At 37.8% G+C, this 17,027-nt stretch carries 17 protein-coding genes; 6 read left to right on the forward strand and 11 right to left on the reverse strand.

Translation table 11 applies throughout. From position 1 onward, the window contains the following. The first annotated feature begins 28 nt into the window (after positions 1 to 28). Together BXY58_RS10290 and BXY58_RS10295 are read left to right on the forward strand one after the other, a co-directional pair. Entirely contained in the window at positions 29 to 922 is an 894-nt protein-coding gene (locus BXY58_RS10290; RefSeq protein ID WP_120213768.1) for a cation diffusion facilitator family transporter, read from the forward strand. A gap of 185 nt (positions 923 to 1,107) precedes the next feature. Next, complete coding sequence (locus tag BXY58_RS10295; protein ID WP_120213769.1) at positions 1,108 to 1,542, forward strand: hypothetical protein; 435 nt, start codon at positions 1,108 to 1,110, stop codon at positions 1,540 to 1,542. A gap of 25 nt (positions 1,543 to 1,567) precedes the next feature. Here the strand turns inward: BXY58_RS10295 and BXY58_RS10300 are convergent, their stop codons facing one another. Beyond that, positions 1,568 to 2,140 carry an HD domain-containing protein gene (locus BXY58_RS10300; RefSeq protein ID WP_120213770.1) on the reverse strand — a complete coding sequence of 191 codons (573 nt, stop codon included), beginning with the start codon at positions 2,138 to 2,140 and terminating at the stop codon, positions 1,568 to 1,570. 552 nt (positions 2,141 to 2,692) lie between these two features. Between BXY58_RS10300 and BXY58_RS10305 the strand changes: the two genes are divergently transcribed. Beyond that, positions 2,693 to 3,328 carry a CPBP family intramembrane glutamic endopeptidase gene (locus BXY58_RS10305; protein ID WP_120213771.1) on the forward strand — a complete coding sequence of 212 codons (636 nt, stop codon included), beginning with the start codon at positions 2,693 to 2,695 and terminating at the stop codon, positions 3,326 to 3,328. 28 nt (positions 3,329 to 3,356) lie between these two features. Here BXY58_RS10305 and BXY58_RS10310 read toward each other — a convergent pair whose 3' ends face one another. The 4 genes from BXY58_RS10310 to BXY58_RS10325 all read right to left on the reverse strand — a co-directional run bounded on the left by BXY58_RS10310 (position 3,357) and on the right by BXY58_RS10325 (position 6,464). Continuing rightward, complete coding sequence (locus tag BXY58_RS10310) at positions 3,357 to 3,884, reverse strand: DUF421 domain-containing protein (RefSeq protein ID WP_120213772.1); 528 nt, start codon at positions 3,882 to 3,884, stop codon at positions 3,357 to 3,359. Positions 3,885 to 4,259: 375 nt separating this feature from the next. After that, positions 4,260 to 5,072 carry a ferritin-like domain-containing protein gene (locus BXY58_RS10315; RefSeq protein ID WP_120213773.1) on the reverse strand — a complete coding sequence of 271 codons (813 nt, stop codon included), beginning with the start codon at positions 5,070 to 5,072 and terminating at the stop codon, positions 4,260 to 4,262. A gap of 27 nt (positions 5,073 to 5,099) precedes the next feature. Beyond that, positions 5,100 to 5,816, reverse strand: coding sequence for a ferritin-like domain-containing protein (locus BXY58_RS10320; RefSeq protein ID WP_120213774.1), 717 nt, complete (start codon positions 5,814 to 5,816; stop codon positions 5,100 to 5,102). Positions 5,817 to 5,894: 78 nt separating this feature from the next. Next, entirely contained in the window at positions 5,895 to 6,464 is a 570-nt protein-coding gene (locus BXY58_RS10325) for a fasciclin domain-containing protein (protein WP_120213775.1), read from the reverse strand. A gap of 333 nt (positions 6,465 to 6,797) precedes the next feature. Here BXY58_RS10325 and BXY58_RS10330 point away from each other — a divergent pair, with 333 nt between their 5' ends. After that, entirely contained in the window at positions 6,798 to 7,274 is a 477-nt protein-coding gene (locus tag BXY58_RS10330; RefSeq protein WP_120213776.1) for an RNA polymerase sigma factor, read from the forward strand. A 1-nt stretch (position 7,275) separates the two neighbouring features. Further along, positions 7,276 to 8,085 carry an anti-sigma factor gene (locus BXY58_RS10335; RefSeq protein WP_120213777.1) on the forward strand — a complete coding sequence of 270 codons (810 nt, stop codon included), beginning with the start codon at positions 7,276 to 7,278 and terminating at the stop codon, positions 8,083 to 8,085. Positions 8,086 to 8,141: 56 nt separating this feature from the next. On the opposite strand, the gene BXY58_RS10340 is transcribed toward BXY58_RS10335, so the two are convergent. Beyond that, positions 8,142 to 11,750: a T9SS type A sorting domain-containing protein gene (locus tag BXY58_RS10340; protein ID WP_120213778.1), complete on the reverse strand. Its 3,609-nt coding sequence runs from the start codon at positions 11,748 to 11,750 to the stop codon at positions 8,142 to 8,144. A gap of 203 nt (positions 11,751 to 11,953) precedes the next feature. On the opposite strand from BXY58_RS10340, the gene BXY58_RS10345 reads away from it, so the two are divergent. After that, on the forward strand, positions 11,954 to 12,403 hold the full coding sequence (locus BXY58_RS10345) for a PA2169 family four-helix-bundle protein (protein ID WP_120213779.1): 450 nt from the start codon (positions 11,954 to 11,956) through the stop codon (positions 12,401 to 12,403). Positions 12,404 to 12,908: 505 nt separating this feature from the next. Here BXY58_RS10345 and BXY58_RS17085 read toward each other — a convergent pair. The 5 genes from BXY58_RS17085 to BXY58_RS10370 form a co-directional block, all read right to left on the reverse strand. After that, positions 12,909 to 13,166 carry a hypothetical protein gene (locus tag BXY58_RS17085; RefSeq protein ID WP_229728429.1) on the reverse strand — a complete coding sequence of 86 codons (258 nt, stop codon included), beginning with the start codon at positions 13,164 to 13,166 and terminating at the stop codon, positions 12,909 to 12,911. Position 13,167: 1 nt separating this feature from the next. Then, a complete protein-coding gene (locus BXY58_RS10355; protein WP_120213780.1) occupies positions 13,168 to 13,512 on the reverse strand; it encodes a GIY-YIG nuclease family protein in 345 nt (114 codons plus the stop codon). Between the two features lie 15 nt (positions 13,513 to 13,527). Next, positions 13,528 to 13,941 (reverse strand): MarR family winged helix-turn-helix transcriptional regulator, encoded by a 414-nt coding sequence (locus BXY58_RS10360; RefSeq protein WP_120213781.1) that lies wholly within the window; start codon positions 13,939 to 13,941, stop codon positions 13,528 to 13,530. Positions 13,942 to 14,568: 627 nt separating this feature from the next. Then, complete coding sequence (locus BXY58_RS10365) at positions 14,569 to 15,480, reverse strand: carbohydrate kinase family protein (RefSeq protein WP_120213782.1); 912 nt, start codon at positions 15,478 to 15,480, stop codon at positions 14,569 to 14,571. Positions 15,481 to 15,483: 3 nt separating this feature from the next. Beyond that, positions 15,484 to 17,025 (reverse strand): glycoside hydrolase family 32 protein, encoded by a 1,542-nt coding sequence (locus BXY58_RS10370; protein ID WP_120213783.1) that lies wholly within the window; start codon positions 17,023 to 17,025, stop codon positions 15,484 to 15,486. Positions 17,026 to 17,027 lie beyond the last annotated feature (2 nt).

The raw sequence follows: 17,027 nt of genomic DNA on the forward strand, positions 1-17,027 counted from the left end.
TTTAACAGTACAATAATCATTACAGTCAATGGCCAATAACCGCAAATCAATTTACAGTGCACTGGTTGCCAACCTGCTGATCGCATTAACCAAGTTTATTGCAGGCGGTTTTACCAATAGTGCTTCTATGATATCCGAAGGAATCCACTCCACAGTCGACACAACCAACCAACTGCTGCTATTATATGGTTTGAAAAGGAGCAAAAAAGCGCCTGATGAGTCTCATCCTTTTGGCTACGGGAAAGAACTCTACTTCTGGTCTTTTGTGGTTTCGATATTAATTTTTGCATTGGGTGGTGCTTTATCAATTTATCAGGGCATTAAGCATATGATAGAGCCCGAAGTAATGAGAGATCCGCTCTGGAATTACATTGTCTTAATACTTTCTTTAATCTTCGAGGGTTCTTCTTTGTTTATTGCTGTGAAAGAATTTAATAAAACACGGCAGGGATTGAATTGGTGGGATGCCATCATTAAAAGTAAAGATCCTTCCAGCTTTCTGGTCGTTTTTGAAGATGGCGCTGCCGTGGCAGGACTTCTGGTAGTGATGATACTTATGGGGATGAGTCATTCACTCCAGATTCCCGAGCTAGACGGATTAGCTTCTGTTATCGTAGGACTGATCCTGGTTTTTGTTTCTTTCATCCTCGCTAGGGAAAGCAGAAGCCTGTTGATGGGTGAAGGTATCGCTCCGGAAACAAAACAAAAAATAGTTGAATTGGCTGAAAGTGATCCTGCCGTGCTTAAAACAAAAAATATATTATCCACTTATCAGTCGCCTGAAGAAGTTGTATTAATGCTCATTATCGATTTTGAAGACCATCTTGACACGGAGGAGATTACCGATGCCATACAACGCATCCGGGCGGTTATAAAGCAACTGTTTCCATTAGTGCGCTTTGTGATAATTCAACCCGAGTAATAAGATAATCGATTAAGTAGTTTTTTGTTCATCCCTAAAAAAGGATTCTGTTGATATTGGGCTTTTATTTGTCCATTTTTGATCTTGCTACTACCCATCATAAGCAGTTTGCTGTAAGCAGGTAGAAAAGCATTGCAATCCATGGCACTTCTATTGTTTAACTATACTCTATAAATCAAACTGATATGAAAAGACTTCTGTTCGATGTATTTTGTATTGCCACAATTGTCGCTTGCAATAAATCTGCAGGCCCTTCTCATACGGAGACTCATAGTAATCGGCCTGTCTCAGGTGGTGAAAAAAATAATCCCGGATGCCTTTCTTCCGCAGGGGAGCGTTGGAGCGAACTGAAACAAGACTGCATACAGGTTTTTAACATCGGGTTTAGATTAAATCCCATCGAACCGGCGAGTGGTCAGACCGTTATCAGTGCCTTTGTCATTTTTAGTGACGACCTGTCCAGGATTGAACTTTTTCTGCCTGATGGCAATGATTCCGGTCAGATGATACTAAACCAGCTTGATAAGGATACTTACGCATACGCTAATTACAAATACGATAACAAACACTCTGTACTGTACATCAACGGTGTTCAGAAATATAAAGGGAATGTTGAATAAGCTGTGCTATCGTAAACCCTTATAATCAAGACTGGCTCGTACGTTTTATTTTCTGCTGTTCCATTTCGATTATGGCTATGGCTTGTGTTCTAAGAATGGGATGCCCACCTTGCAAAGCAGTGACAATATCTAAGCATTCCTGAAGATAACGTGGTGCAAAATCAGGGTCACTAAGGAATATCTCACCAGCATTGTCAACGATATCGGCATATTTGATGGTCTGAGCTAACGGACTTATCGTGCTAAGACGTTGCAACTCTTTCTTTTTTCTGGTGAACCGGTTGAGCTCTGGATAATTCTTCCTATCATAAACATCAGTCAGTTCCGTGACCAGCTGGAGCGTCAGCAGCATCTCATCTTTACTCATATAATTTGAAAGAAATATACTTAATTCGGTTGCTGTATATTCTGTATCTTCTAAGACATCGTGAAGCAATGCAGCAGACAATACTGAGAGATTCCCGGTGAATTGCTTACAAATTTCCATCACTCTGATTGGATGAACGATATAAGGGTCAGGGCTGTATTTTCTCATCTGACCACCGTGCGCCTTCCTTGCGAAATCTAATACCGTATTTAAGACCCCTAACTGTTCCATTAAATGACTGGGATTAAAAAAGGAGGCATCGCCTCCTCACAGAAACATTATTATAGACCGGACCTCTCCGGCAGGATCATGCCAAAAGGCTATAAATGCACTTGTGTTTGCGTTGATACTGCTTGCAGTATTAAAGTTTAATAATGTCTCCGATTCTCATTATTGATTTGAAATACCTTAAGACAATGATCTGCTACGGAAAAACAAAAAATATTCCACTTTGATGACTACGAGTTAGCCTGTAGTTTTAATCGTATATCAAGCGCTTAATCTCTTTTTACTGAATCATAAGTCGACTCAGTGTTTAGGAACTGAATTGCTTTGGGATTGTTCGTATCAATTTACTGCATGGTTCACACGATTTATTGAAGAGGTTACGGTAAGGACTGCTGCAGGTTAGATAAGAATAGATTATGAAAAAGCTCATAAGCTGGCATCTTTTATATGAAGTGGTAAGCATAATAAAGACTGAATGAAAAAAAATAGCAGGACATTGTAGATTTTATAAAAAATTCAATCATATTTATTTATCTTTATTAACTATTACTATTGATGAAAAAAAATTATGACCGCATTGCGGTATTTTCCCCGTTTATTATTATTGCTATTAATGTAGTTACTGCTGTAGTATTTGGGCACTTTGTAGGAAAATGGGCATTTATTCCTATAATTCTTGTTGAATGGTTGATGTTCTTATACTTTATATACCTTAATGGCGGAACAGATTTAATGCGCGCCTGGTTGGAAAAACCGGTTAAAAATCGGCTTTGGCCCATTATATCGCTGTTAGCAGGGCTGCTGCCTCTTCCTATTTTTGTCAAGCATTATAGCCTGTTGGATAATTGGCAGATTGGGCTACCGTGGATCACCTTAGCTGTCATTAATCCATTTCTTGAAGAGTTCTACTGGCGGGGGCTGCTGGCCGATGTTACAGCAAATTGGAAGACAGTGGATTCCATCATTTATGCAAGTGTGCTGTTTGCTGCTAATCATGTTGTTTTCGGTATCAATTCAGAATTGTTCCGTGGTTTTGAAGTGCTCGTTTCAACCTTTGTAATGGGTATCGTATGGGCTGTCACATACAGAAAAACAAACAGCCTGAGATGGGTTATACTCTCCCATTTTTTGGTGGATTTTCTCAACCTTTCAGCACCGGCATTTCTGAATCTTTTTAAAGCTGGTCACTGAACGCACTATATCACGGCGGCAAACTTATTCATTTCTGGTCAGGAACTGACAGATCCTTTAATGAACTTGTTCCTCCTGAAATATTAGATTTTTTAATAACACTGATTTCGCCATTTAACTCTATAACGACTGCCAGAACATCATCTAATTTTTCGATGCCGGATTGGCGTACGACAGCATAGATTTCGTCAACTGTGATGGCTTCTTTGCTCATGTTTTCCTTAATGTAGTGCCCTTTATAGAAGAGTAAACGAGGTGAGGAATTAATCAAGTGCTCCATCCTATCGGAAGTGCTGGCTAATTTTGCGAAGAAGTATTGGAGGGCGATAATTAATAGCAAGACCAATACGCCCTCCAGCAGTGGTACCATAGCGAGCATCATATAAGATAAGGTTGACCCCAGCGCTACTGTTACCACAAAATCAAATGCATTAAATTTTGCTAAGGTCCGTTTACCCGAAATTCGAATGAATAAGAACAGTATGACAAACGAAGTAACTGTCATTAATGCAACTTGTCCTATTTTTTCCCAGTTATCAAATAGCAATGCTTTCATTTTTATCTTTTCCTAGTTATTGACAAAATAATGCCAGAAGCAATTAGGCTTGATATGGTAACGGTGCTGATAACAAAAAATCCTCGCCGGGCGAGACAGTAGGCATTCCAGAAAGGGATAGGTTTGTATTTGTGGTGCATATTATAATGTCTTGTGCTCGTAATTTCGTCAGAAGTTGTTATAGAAAACGACATCATTTTCTTTCTTGTAAGATATTCAAAGAAAAGTCACACTACTAGCCGCAGACAGAAGCTTTTTTGTTTTTGATAATCAATATTTTAAGCAAGTGTATTACCAGTTTAAATAATAAAACAAAAAAATCATTTCTCAGCCAAAACTGAAAAATGATTTTGAAAAAATAACTATTATGGAAGTTTACGCAATAAATAAAGATGCAATAGTCTGCGCATCACTGCCGCTCATTGGTTCATCATAAGATGCAGAACCTGCCTCAGCACCAAAAGCAGTAGCTGTATTGAAGCCAGCCTGATTGGTATTTTGTTCCCCGGCATAGACTGGATTGGTAGCAGAGGGCATATTGCCACCATTAGCCAATTCTATCCAACCTTTATTCGCTCTCATTCTTCTGACCTGAGAAGCGTGTCTTGCCTCCACAGAGTGGATTTGCAAAGCGGCGGTCAACACATCTTTGTTCGACATCACATTTCCAGCCTGGCCTTTGTAAGCTCTCACTCCCGTATCTTCGAAAGCCTGAGCCAAAATCAAAAACTGGTTGTAATCTGTAAACGGCGAGAAATTGCCTTTAGCTGTAAAATCAAAAGTTGGTTTGGCACCAGGAGTTTGCCCTAAGGATGTTAAAGCCGTTTTCAAAAATGCAACGTGAGCCGTCTCGTGTTTTGAGATCTGCATAAAAACAGTTCTGTCGACATTTGGGATTAGCCCCGAAGTTCCCAATCCCATTCTGTAGTACTCGTCCTCAAGATATTCCAAAATCAAGGCCAGTTGCAAAGCATCTGTTAATGTACTTTTGAAAGCCATAGAATTTTCAGCTTTTGTGGTTTCGCCTTTTACAGGTGTTGTCATTAAGGTGCCTAACCCCAAAGGAATTGCAGCCACTGCCGCTTTTTTCCCAAAGTTAGTAATATTAGTAATTGTATCTAATCTTGAAGCTTCTGTAGTAAAGAATTTGTCATCAGAAAGCTTATCTAGTATTTTAAGAATGTTCATAATAATTGAATTTAAAAGATGAATAAATTAACCGATGTTTCTTTCTTTCCAGGTAAATGGTGTTTTGATGAATCCGCCCGCAGCCATCACAATATCTTTTGGTTCTTTTGCCAAATCCAATCCGTTAGCATCGATTACATCGTCTCCTGAGAAATCTGCAGAACCAGGATTAATCAGGTTTCTGATGGCCGAAGCGTGTCTTGCTTCCACAGAAACAATTTTACCTGCAATCACAAGATAATCTGCATTGGTAATATATTTGCCGGCACCATTATAAGCCGCTACACCTGTATCTTCTAAAGCTTTTGCTGTTGCCAACACCGAATTTCTATCACTAAAGTTGACGTTCGGATATTGGAATTCCAGAGTTGGAAGTATACTGTTCGGAGCAGCACCACCAATTGCCGCTTTGAAAAAATCTCTGTGAATTACCTCATGATGGTATAAATCTGTGAAAAGTTCCTTTTCTACACTGGATATCCCTGAGTAAAAATTATTTACCACCTTGGTATAAAAATCTGCTTCCAGCTGTTCCAAAGCATAAGCATAATTAAGAACTCCGACATCGCCTTTTCCAAGGTCGAAAACATTACCGTTGTTTCCACCAATGATCATATCATCATCGTTACAACCTACAAGCGTAAGTCCAGCAATAGCTAATCCTACACCACTTAATTTTAAAAAGTTTCTTCTTCCTGTATCTAGGGTTGCTCCCTGATTGGATACATTAATCGTTTTTCTCATAATATTATTTTTTAGTATTTGGTATCTATTAAGAAATCAGAAAAGGCAGCATAAATATTACGCCGCCTTATCAACTACTTACGGCATCAAAACCGTATCAATCACATGGATCACACCATTGGACTGGTTAACATCAGCAATAGTCACTTTCGCGTCCATACCTTTAGCATCCCGCACATAGAGATCTTTACCTTTTGTCCAAAAAGTAACATCCTGTCCTTCTACTGTTTTCATCATTGCTTTTCCGTTACCTGCTTTTACAGCAGCCCAGATTTGTTTCGCATTGTATTTTCCTGACAGTACGTGATAAGTCAGGATTTTTTTTAACATCGTTTTATTTTCGGGCTTGACCAGATTTTCAACCGTTCCTTTTGGTAATTTTGCGAACGCTTCATCTGTTGGTGCCAAAACCGTAAATGGTCCTTTGCCTTCCAATGTTTCTGCCAAACCCGCTGCTTTTACAGCAGCTACCAAAGTCTTGTGGTCTTTAGAATTCATTGCGTTTTCTATAATGTTTTTGGAAGGATACATTGCTGCTCCGCCCACCATTACTGTTTTTTCCTTCATTGTCTGTGCAGTAAGATTTCCACTAAAGGCGAATGATAAAGCCATCATTCCCAGCACTGCGATTTTTGATTGTTTGTTCATTTTAGTTTATTTTTTGATTAATATTATTCACTGATAAAATGATTTACGACAGCGATGATCTTTTGGATTTAAAAATTTTCATATTTTATTTTAAATCATTGTTAATCAGTCAATTATTTTTAAATCAATTCAAAACACATTCATATTTTCTTTAAAAAATTTTGAATAGATATAGATTATAATTAATGATTTAAAAATATTTTCACATTTTATTTATGTTGGCTTTTATTTTGTTACATTTGAATTACTAAATCGTCATTTATCAAAACAAACTATTCGGAAGAGCAACTTCTCGTCTTACTAAGAGAGAAAAACGAAAATGGTTTTCATCATTTGTATGATCACTATTCGGGTGCTTTGTATGGTGTTATCCTCCGGATCGTCTGCTCTAAAGAATATACTGAAGATGTCATCCAGGAAGTTTTTGTGAAAATTTGGAATTCGATTCATCAATATGATGCTTCGAAAGGTCGTTTTTATACCTGGATGATCAATATCGCCCGAAATACAGCAATTGATTATCTGAAGTCTAAAGGATTTCAGAATGAACTCAAAAACCAACCTCTGCCGGATTTCGTATATAACACTGCAGAACTTTCAACAACTAATGAAGAATCTGATTTTATCGGAATTAAAAATGTGTTGGAAACTCTTGAAACAGATAAGCAGGAATTGATTAATTTAGCCTATTATCAAGGATTCACTCAAAACGAAATATCTGAAAAGCTAAAAATACCTCTCGGCACTGTAAAAACCAAAATGAGGAACGCACTGATGAAATTAAAGGACTTGCTAAAAGATTATCAATAAATTGAACACTAAAGAATACATATCATCCGGAATTATAGAATCTTATATTCTAGGTTTTGCTTCTACCGAGGAAGCAGGTATTTTGGAGTGTGTGATGAAGAACAATGCTGAAGTAAAAGCGGCTTTCGAAGAAGCACAAAAAACATTGGAAGATCTTGCAACCGCTCAGGCTGTAAAACCTCCTGATGATTTGAAATCGAAGATTTGGAACAAAATTCAACAAGAACAAACTATTGAATCCAATCTTTCCGGAATCCCAACAGATATCAATGAGGTCAGAAATGAGCCAGACCGTAAAATCAGAAATATCAACAGCTGGAAGATTATCACTATCGCAGCATCGCTTCTATTACTTTTCAGTTTGGCAGCTAATGTTTTCTGGATAAATATTCAGTCCAAAAATGAACAACAGATCGCTGAACTCCAATCCCAGAAAGAATCTCAGAATCTGGCGATGAAGGATCTGGAGCAGAGATTAGATATTTCTTCCAACCCTAATATGATCAAAATTGTATTGGCTGGCGTTGAAAAACACCCTGAATCCAAGGCTATTGTCTATTGGGACAAAACGTCTAAAGATGTTTATCTCAGCGCAAATAGCCTACCGAAAACAAAAGACGGTACACAGTATCAGCTTTGGGCCATTGTAGATGGAAAACCTGTAAGTGCGGGACTATATTCTGAAGATAAAGACAGCAAAATTGCACTATCCAATATTCCGAATGCTCAGGCGTTTGCCATAACGCTTGAAAAGGAAGGCGGAAGTGCTGTTCCTACAATGGAAAATATGCTTGTGATTGGAAATATATGATACTCCTTCTTTCAAGATATAAATGAGATCATTACCAAGCACACTTTTGAAGGACATTACTTTTTAATGATTTTAAAGGCTTTCTCAGAATTTTCAACTTTTAGCATATAAACACCAGAAGGTAATTTTGAAATATTAATGCTACCATTATTAAAATAGCCTTGCTGAACAATACCTCCGCCAGTATTATAGATTACAAATGCGGGATCTACCCAGTCATTATTTTTTGAAACAATGTGAAGAACATCTTTGACGGGATTTGGATGAATTCGAATATCATCATTATTATAATCCTTAATGGTAATAACGGAACTTAGGGTTGTTCCATCTGGGTTAACTGTATATGGTAAATCTCCCATATATCTCTCAGTATCCCTTGAGCACCTTACTCCCATAGCTGCCTGCGGATAAAAGCCAGTACCAGATGCAAGTTTACCTCCATAGCCAGATACGCTGCTAAGGTTAAGCCCAATGGCATAGCCGGTATAGAAATCTGCAGGAGAACTAGTCCATAGTCCTGTTTGGTACTTGTAATTATCGGTATCAGGCGATCCGCTTCTGATATTTTTCCAATCATTCCCACCAAGAATTCCCCGTATGCCGGTTGCCGGAATGTTTCCTATATTATATTTGGAATCGGGGAAATTGAATACCCAACCGGACCTACTGCCAGGCGTTGCACTTTCTGAGGTAATTGAAAGTGTGAAACCCGGATATTGTCTGACATTTACAGCATTGTTAATTGCCGCCGCTGTTAAATCTGCAACTGTACTTTGAACCACACCGTAATTTGCAAAACTGCCGGTGGTGTTATATCCATTATAAAACCACGGAGATGATCCCTTCGCATAAGTGCCGTTGTTACCTGCAGCAAATAAATTGGCGTTCGCAGTATCGGGAACTCTCCATCCTGCCGGGCAAGGATCATAAACTGATTTTTCTGTAGCATGTCCCCATCTGTCTTGAGCAAGTCCGTTTTCATCAGAGATCCAATCTTTTACTTGTAAAGATTTTGCGAGTAATGTTCCTGCATCTTCTATTGCTAATTCCTGCCCCGTTTTAGATCTGAAAAAGAAATACAGCGGATTCTCAGTAGCATATTTTATTATTTTTCTGATTTTTTCATTTTTAGGATCAGAAGCTGCAATGCCTGCAGATGATCTGTAAACATTCCATTCTCTGGAGTATCCGGAAGCATTGTCTGTTGAAGAGAAGATTTCATCCGTGATAGGATTTGATATTCCTAAAACAACATTTCCGTTAGCGTCCACACCTGTCTGCTTGTAAACACTATATGTGGCGGCAACTTGAACACTATTAGCGTGGGCGGCAATATATTGAGTTCCGCCTGGATTATGGAATGTTGGCAAGGGATCTTTTCTTCCCCATTGATAATGAAGTCCGCCAGACTGTTGAACTTGCGTTTTGGATCGTAATTCAGTGGCTAAATCAGGTCTGATCAATGATGATGGCAAAGCCTGCAATGCGCCAAGATTTCTGTCCATAAAAGTGGTGGTCATAGCTGTACCACCTTTAGCAGGAAAAATTATTTGACCATTTGTTGTAGGAATGATGCCACCATTCTGAATCGATTCGGTTGTATAAGTTATTTGATTTTCCTCAGACAATGGGTTCGTAACCGGTGCCCAGATGTGCCAGCTCCATAGTATTTTATCAGGATTGGATGTCCCCCAAACGCCATTATTACCTTTATGAAAAGCAATGACTGCATTGCCTTTTTTCTTCGCAGCTATCGTAACTTTCATTTGTTGATCCGGATACGTACCGACAATTTGAATTTTTCTAATCAAATCCGGGTTATCGGTCCATACTACACTCCCAGTATTGATATTACCAGACGGAAGTTGTTTATTATCGGAGAGGTAAAGCTTGTGCATTGCGTAAGCTTTTTTAAGACTTATCAACAGCTCTTTGTCTTGCGAAACCGGATCACTAACTTCACCGGTCATTACTACAAAACTATTGGGTTCTTTTATCCAGGCTTTATAATCGGTGTTATCACTATCGGTTGATAAGATATATTCCGTATTATAAAATGCTGGTAATAATGCCAGGTTCGGATCTTTCATACATCTTACCGCTCCCAAAGCATTTGTTTTAAAGGTTTGATTAACATAGATCCCATTCCAGCCAGTAGTAGAGACATCTGCTCTTTGAGGATCACTCCGGATAATCGTTCCTCTATTACCGCCAATACCATAAGTGCCAATCAGTAAAAAAGCATCAGATGCCGGATCCTGGTAAACAACCGATGTAGGTGTACCAACATTTGATTGATAATAAATATAGTTTCCGCTAGTTGGCATCAATCCTATCTTTCTGTTATCGGTTCCGTTAAAATCTATCCCTCTGCCAGGATAGACTTTGACTCCTATCAATGCTTCATTAATTGAGTTCGGTAATATTTGACTATAGGCAGTATTTGTATCATCATTAAAACCACTGTTTTTTCTTCCTAAAGGATTAAGATTATTATTAACGGTATTCCTTCCGTAGTGAGAAGAAATCCGCCATCCATTGGGGCAAGGATCAAACTCTGATTTGAGTTCATAGGATTTACTATCTGTTGCAACAGTCGTATTCCCACTGGATGCATTACTGTGCAGCCCTTTTCTGTTATCGCTCCATAAATCCCAGGTTTCTATCAGATCAGGACTAGAATTACTGACTCTGTATTCCTGGCTTGAAAACCAAGTGCCATCGTTAGTAGCATGGCTGATAATGTCGATAGGATTATTAATGGAATATCTTATATTTCCATTGATATTATTGGTACCGGTATCTATACCTCTTTGCTTTACAGATATTGGCGCAGATTGCAGAGTTGCATAAGCATGTCTTCTGCTTCCCACATCGCCTGTGATTTCATAAAATGTTCCATCCTTATATTGCAGTGGAGGAACCGGATCCTTTCTGCCCCACTGGTACATTAAACCTCCCGATTTGTTCCAATTATGACCAAGAAAGTGAGCGTTGGTTGCGCCAAGATTACGATCCATATATTTAGGAGTGAATGCCTGATTCTGAACATTGGTTTCAAAACCTTGCCCATAAAGAGCACCGTCCTCAGGATTATCTGTAACCCAAATATGCCAGGTCCAGTAGATTACATTATTAACCTTAAAAGCTATACTTGCATTACCTTCACCTTTTGTTTTATCAATTAAAACTTTAATTTTAGCATCCTCGCCCGTTCCGACGATGGAAGCTGAAGTTACTAATCCATTGACATCTTCCCAATATACAGTTGCAGTCTGCTGCCCATTTTCACTGATTGGTGTGAACGAACCAGTATCATTTTGCATATATCTGCCCTTTTTCCACATTTGATACGCTTTTGCAACAGGTATATACAACCCATCGGTCCTCGTGCCATCCGGCAGGACTCCATCTTTGTAAAAAATATAGCTATTAGGAGCACGTGTATAATCACCTTCTGCTTTCTGCGTATTATGATTTACATGATATGTGATTTGCTTTTTTTGATCGGAATTAAGTTCGGTACTGTAAAACCCAATATCAGATGCAAAAAAAGATGTTATCAAACCTGAATCTACAATAGCAACTCTATGCTGAAGATCAGGCTTTTGTCCGTAAAAAAATACAGTACAAAAAAACATAAATAAGTTGTATATTTTAAACATAGCTGAATATTTTATTATTCATATTACAAAATATGTGCAAATAATTTTAAATTAATTAATTATGAATAACAATATCATAATTAATTCTGACCATAAATAATAGTATGGAAAATTAATCTGCATCTTTCGATCGATCTTAATCCAATTAAAAGGTCGAGGCATATTTATTGCAACATACCTCGCTCACCAAACAATTTTTTATTATGAATAACGAAAAAACAGTATCAGCTCTAAACGATTTGCTGAACATTACAAACGACAGAATTCAAGGTTTCTCTAAAGTTGAAGATAAGGTATGGGAGACCCATCCTACTTTAAGAAATGATTATGATCAAATGGTATCAAGATCGCAGGACATGAAAAACGATCTCATCAGACTCATTACTGAACGCGGTGGTCAGCCGGACAATACAGGAAGCACAGCGGGTGCGATACACCGTGCCTGGATTGATGTTAAAAACGAATTGTCTTTTGATAATGACGAGGCAACACTTGAAAATGTAGTATTTGGAGAAAATGCTGCAATTAAAGCCTATCAAAATGCATTAGACAGTGGAGATCTCTGTCCTGAAAGCTCTCAGGTTGTGTTAGACCACCTGCATCATCTAAAAGCTTCACATTCTAAATTTGAACATCTTGAAAATCGCAGTTGATTGATGTTAAAAAAGAGAGTCAAAATTGACTCTCTTTTTTTTGAATTCAGTAAGAATATAATTCATAATATTAAACAGAGAATCACTAAAAACAATTTATGAAAAACATAGGTTATCGAACCTATAACAAGAATATTAACATCACAAAAAAAGCTGAACTTCCCGGTTATCAAACAAAATCACACGAAACCTTTCGTCTGCAAGCATCTTAAAGAATGAAACTTCCAATATCGCCATTTGGGTATCCAGCCCATTGACCAGTACAATGGTACCCTTATTTTCTGTGCCGTATATTTCATAGTATATGAATTTTTAGTTTAATATAGCCCATCAATTATTTAAAGTGATGTCATTTCTAATGGCAAAATTCTGGAATCCAAGATGGCAGCGGCACGATGTTGCGTAATTTTCATATAATCCGCGTTCTTCTCGAAAGCGAAAAAGTCTGATACACTTCTTTGTCTGACCAACATGCAGATATCCCACTGCTCATTTTCCGGACCTATCAGAAAACGGTCTCTCTTTCCGATAAAATGTATTTCTCCTCCATTCTGCGCCAAAAATGGTTTGGCAAAGTGTACATATTCATAAAGGCATCAGATCCGGAAATTGATGTTTCCGGTGCTATATCGTGAAAATCGGAATAATCGGCAAATTCTTTTAGCCGGATCAGATTCAGATTTACAATCGGCCCTTCAATTTTTTTTAAAACCAGATCTCGCCCAGTCTCATAAGTAGGGTATAAATAAGTTTTCTCTGACATATCAGTATAAAATTACTGTTTTGCTTAACTCTTTTTTCAAATCATTTCCGGTCTTCAATATCTGCTTTTTATAGTCGATCATCTTATTCTCTTCGAATGGAATAACTATGGCATTTTCAAACACAAAATTGTCCTTTCCCAATCGGTTCCAATCTTCCTGTAAAATCTTATTATCAAATTGCCCGCTTCCTAAAACGAATTTTATTTTATTTGAAAGAGCAGTTAAATGCATGCTTTCAGCAATATATATTTTATTTTCTGCTTTATTGAGAATCGTCAAGACTCCCATCAAAGGCTTATTTTCTAAGAACTGCGCTCTTAATTGTTTTTTATAATTTTTGTCCATATGCATGTTTTTAAATCAAATATCGCCTCCCAAAACTTTCAACTTAGAAGCAAACGCTTTCAATTCATCTGTAGTTATCCCGTCTAACAGATTTTTAGAAATGTAACTCGCTGTAACAGTTGCTTCTTTAAACACCCGTTGACCCGCATCTGTTATCTTTACATAACTCACCCTTGCATCTCTATCATTACTCTCTTTTACCACAAGACCCATTTTTTCCATCGGTAAAATAATCCTGGTAATACCTGATGCCGTCAATCCTGTGCTTTCAGCCAAATCTATTCTCTTTAATCGCTTACCCGGGACATTACTTAAAATTTGCAGGATCATAAAATCGGTAAGACTTATTCCATGCAGGCTCAGGCCATCGAACTTTTTCGCAATAACAGACTGTACTTTTAAAATGTTCAGTATGATTTCTATTTCCATAATTTAATTTGCAAAATACTTGAATGATCAAGTATTTTGCAAATATAATACATCTTCTTTTAAAAACAAAAAAATGGACATCTTTTAGAATACATTTTGAGAAAGCTTTGATAGTGGCACATAATAATCACACATAATTTTTAGAAGCAGTTATAACAACTTATTTAGGCAACTATATATCAAATGTACTAAATCAAAAAATAAAAATGTTGGTTCCTAACTTTAATGGTACCTGCTTTATCTATTATTAAAAATAATATCTTCTTAACTTATCCCCACATCTGGCACATTTTAATATCTGCTATATTAAATTTTCTTTTTGTCCTCTACACATCATTTAAAACCTCCAAAATATTTTCAATATCAGCTAATAAATGATTTGAATAGAGTCAAGTTCACAAACATCCAAATGGCTCCAATTGAATCCAAATTGAGCCATTTTTTTGTTTTTTGTGTTAGATTAGTCCTTTTTAGAGTAATAAAACCTCATCTGAATTTGTACAGGAACACTTCATAATTCGATGTCAAATGATAGACTGCTTTTATGCGAATTTTTTATTTTATTGTTCAAAGCTACCTTGCAGTCAACGGACATTATATTCAATCATCAATGGAACAAAATTAAGATCACGAAAAGATCTTTCCTGTACACATATCAATATCAGATGAAGTAATTATGGGATTTGCGCCTGATTTACTTGCTACAATAGCTCCCACAGCGCTGGCAAAATTCATAGCCTCGTCCGGTTTTCTATTCGATAACAAGTAGGCGATCAAACTTGCCAGAAACGAATCACCTGCACCAACGGTGTCAGCAACTTTTACCGGATAACCGCCGTGTTGATAGATTTTATTTTCCCATAATAGTAATGAGCCGTGTTTTCCCAACGTGACACAGACAGAACCTGTATTTGTTTTTTCTGAAATGTAACGGATATTTTCTTCCAAATCATCTGATTTAAAACCTAGCTCAGCAGCAATTTCCAGGATTTCTTCATCATTAAATTTAATAAAATCGGCTATATTCATCAATTCTTCCAGAAGCCCAATGTGGTAGAAAGGTTTTCTCAAATTCACATCAAAAACCTTGAACATTCCAGGGTTGAAATCCAGTAGCCTGAAAAGTGTATTTCTTGAAGCATCATTCCTGCAAACAAGGCTTCCGTAAAAAAAGACATCGGCATTTTTAACGATATTCAAAGTATCATTATTGGTTTCAATAAAATCCCAGGCAGACGGAAATTTGATTTCATAAGTTGCAGAACCACGCTCATTCAGTGTTACCTGGACAATACCCGTATCATAATCTTCTGTCGTAATAATTCCGCTGGTATCAAGCTGATTTTCCTTGACATAATCGCAAATAATTTTTCCGTCCTCATCATTCCCAACGGCACTTATCATCGCTACCGGAAATCCGAAAGACGCCGTTCTGAGTGCCAGATTGAGCGGAGCACCGCCAATTTTCTTTTCTTCACCAAACACATCGAAGAGCACCTCTCCGAAACTGACTGCATTTATTTTTTTATTAAGGAACATTAATTAAGGATTTTTGACATTAATATTACTGAATGAACTGTCTGCAGTACCAAAAATACTCCATTTTTTGTTAACAACATCATATACACGATTGCTGAACGCCAACTTATCATTCACATAAACCACACAAACATCATTGCTGATGAAAACCGTTACATTATAGCTAGTTCCCGAGATTCCGGACAAAGAATAGGCATTGGCAAAATCCTCACTTCCGCTGTTCATTACATAACTTGCTATTCTTTTGGAGGAAGGTTCGAATGAAATTTTAAAACCATTTTTCCCGTCATTATCCTGCGCCAGAATCAATCCTGATTTCCCGTTAGCAGAGGCGTTCAACGTAAAGCTGATCTGATTGGCCTTCTGAAGCTTCCCGAACATTACCTGGGAATTCGCAGAAAGGTTAAAGCTATTCCCGTTCTGAGAAGCATTTCCTGTAATATTATCTACGGAAAGCGGAGCATTTTGCCCGAATACAGATTGCAAGGTAGAAACAGGTTTTACCGCCAAAGTCCCATCCGGATTCTGAACTAATTGATGTGTTACAAGATTTCCCGCCCAGTCTTTTCCACCGGTGTTGCTTTCAGGGACTTTTCTTGCAGTCCAACCCACCAGATAACGGTTGGCATTGTCTGAAACGGTTTTTGCAGCATAGAGATAAGAGCCGTCCAATCGGTCATTAGCTGGCGTTGTCCAAGGTCCGTTTGGTGAACTAGCTATTCTGTAATGTGTTCCGCTGTTGTTGCTCCAGTTTTCAGAGAAAACAAGATACCAGTAATTGCCCATTTTGAAAAGGTCGGGACATTCCAGCATAATGTAATTTTCTGACGAAGTTGTCGTGTAAATCGGGTTTTCAACCGCCCAATTTCCGCTTGCAGGATTAGTTGTGGTAAATTTAAGAACAACAGCTTTTTTGGCTGAAGTTTGTGCAGAAACCAGCATCCAATATTTTCCATCCTCCGCATTAAAGAAAACATGCGGATCACGGAATTCATAATCATAATACCCTGCCGGAGCCGTGATTTTAAAATTTTTGACCTTCGTCCAGTTTTTCATATCGGTACTGGTCGCCAAAAGCACACTTTCTCTCGGATTATTAGACAAAAACGAAGCAATTTCATTGTGGCCGGTGTAATAGTAATAATAAGTATTTCCGACTTTCACTAGGCTTCCCGTTCCTACACCAAAATCTGGTTCGGAAGCCGTTCCGTAGGGAATTTGTCTCCCTTGATAAGTAAAATCCTTAAAATTAGTCGTCTCAAAGCTGTGAATGTCGTGAAATCCTTCGCCTGCAGGTTTGGTTTTAGCATCATGCAGGAAAAAAAGATGGAATTTTCCGTTTTCATAATAAGGCATCACATCACCCACATAACCGGCAGTATAATATGGATTAGTGCTTCCCATCCATTGACTAGGCGGTTGCGGAAAGATGTTCGTCTGTCTGAAAATATCTTCCGGATTCACATCGGCCACCGAATCATGATTCTGGCAGGAATAAGTTGCCAAAGCCATCACAGCGGCTAAATATATTTTTCTGATTGTCATTG

The organism is Epilithonimonas arachidiradicis (assembly GCF_003610695.1).
Lineage (GTDB): Bacteria > Bacteroidota > Bacteroidia > Flavobacteriales > Weeksellaceae > Epilithonimonas > Epilithonimonas arachidiradicis.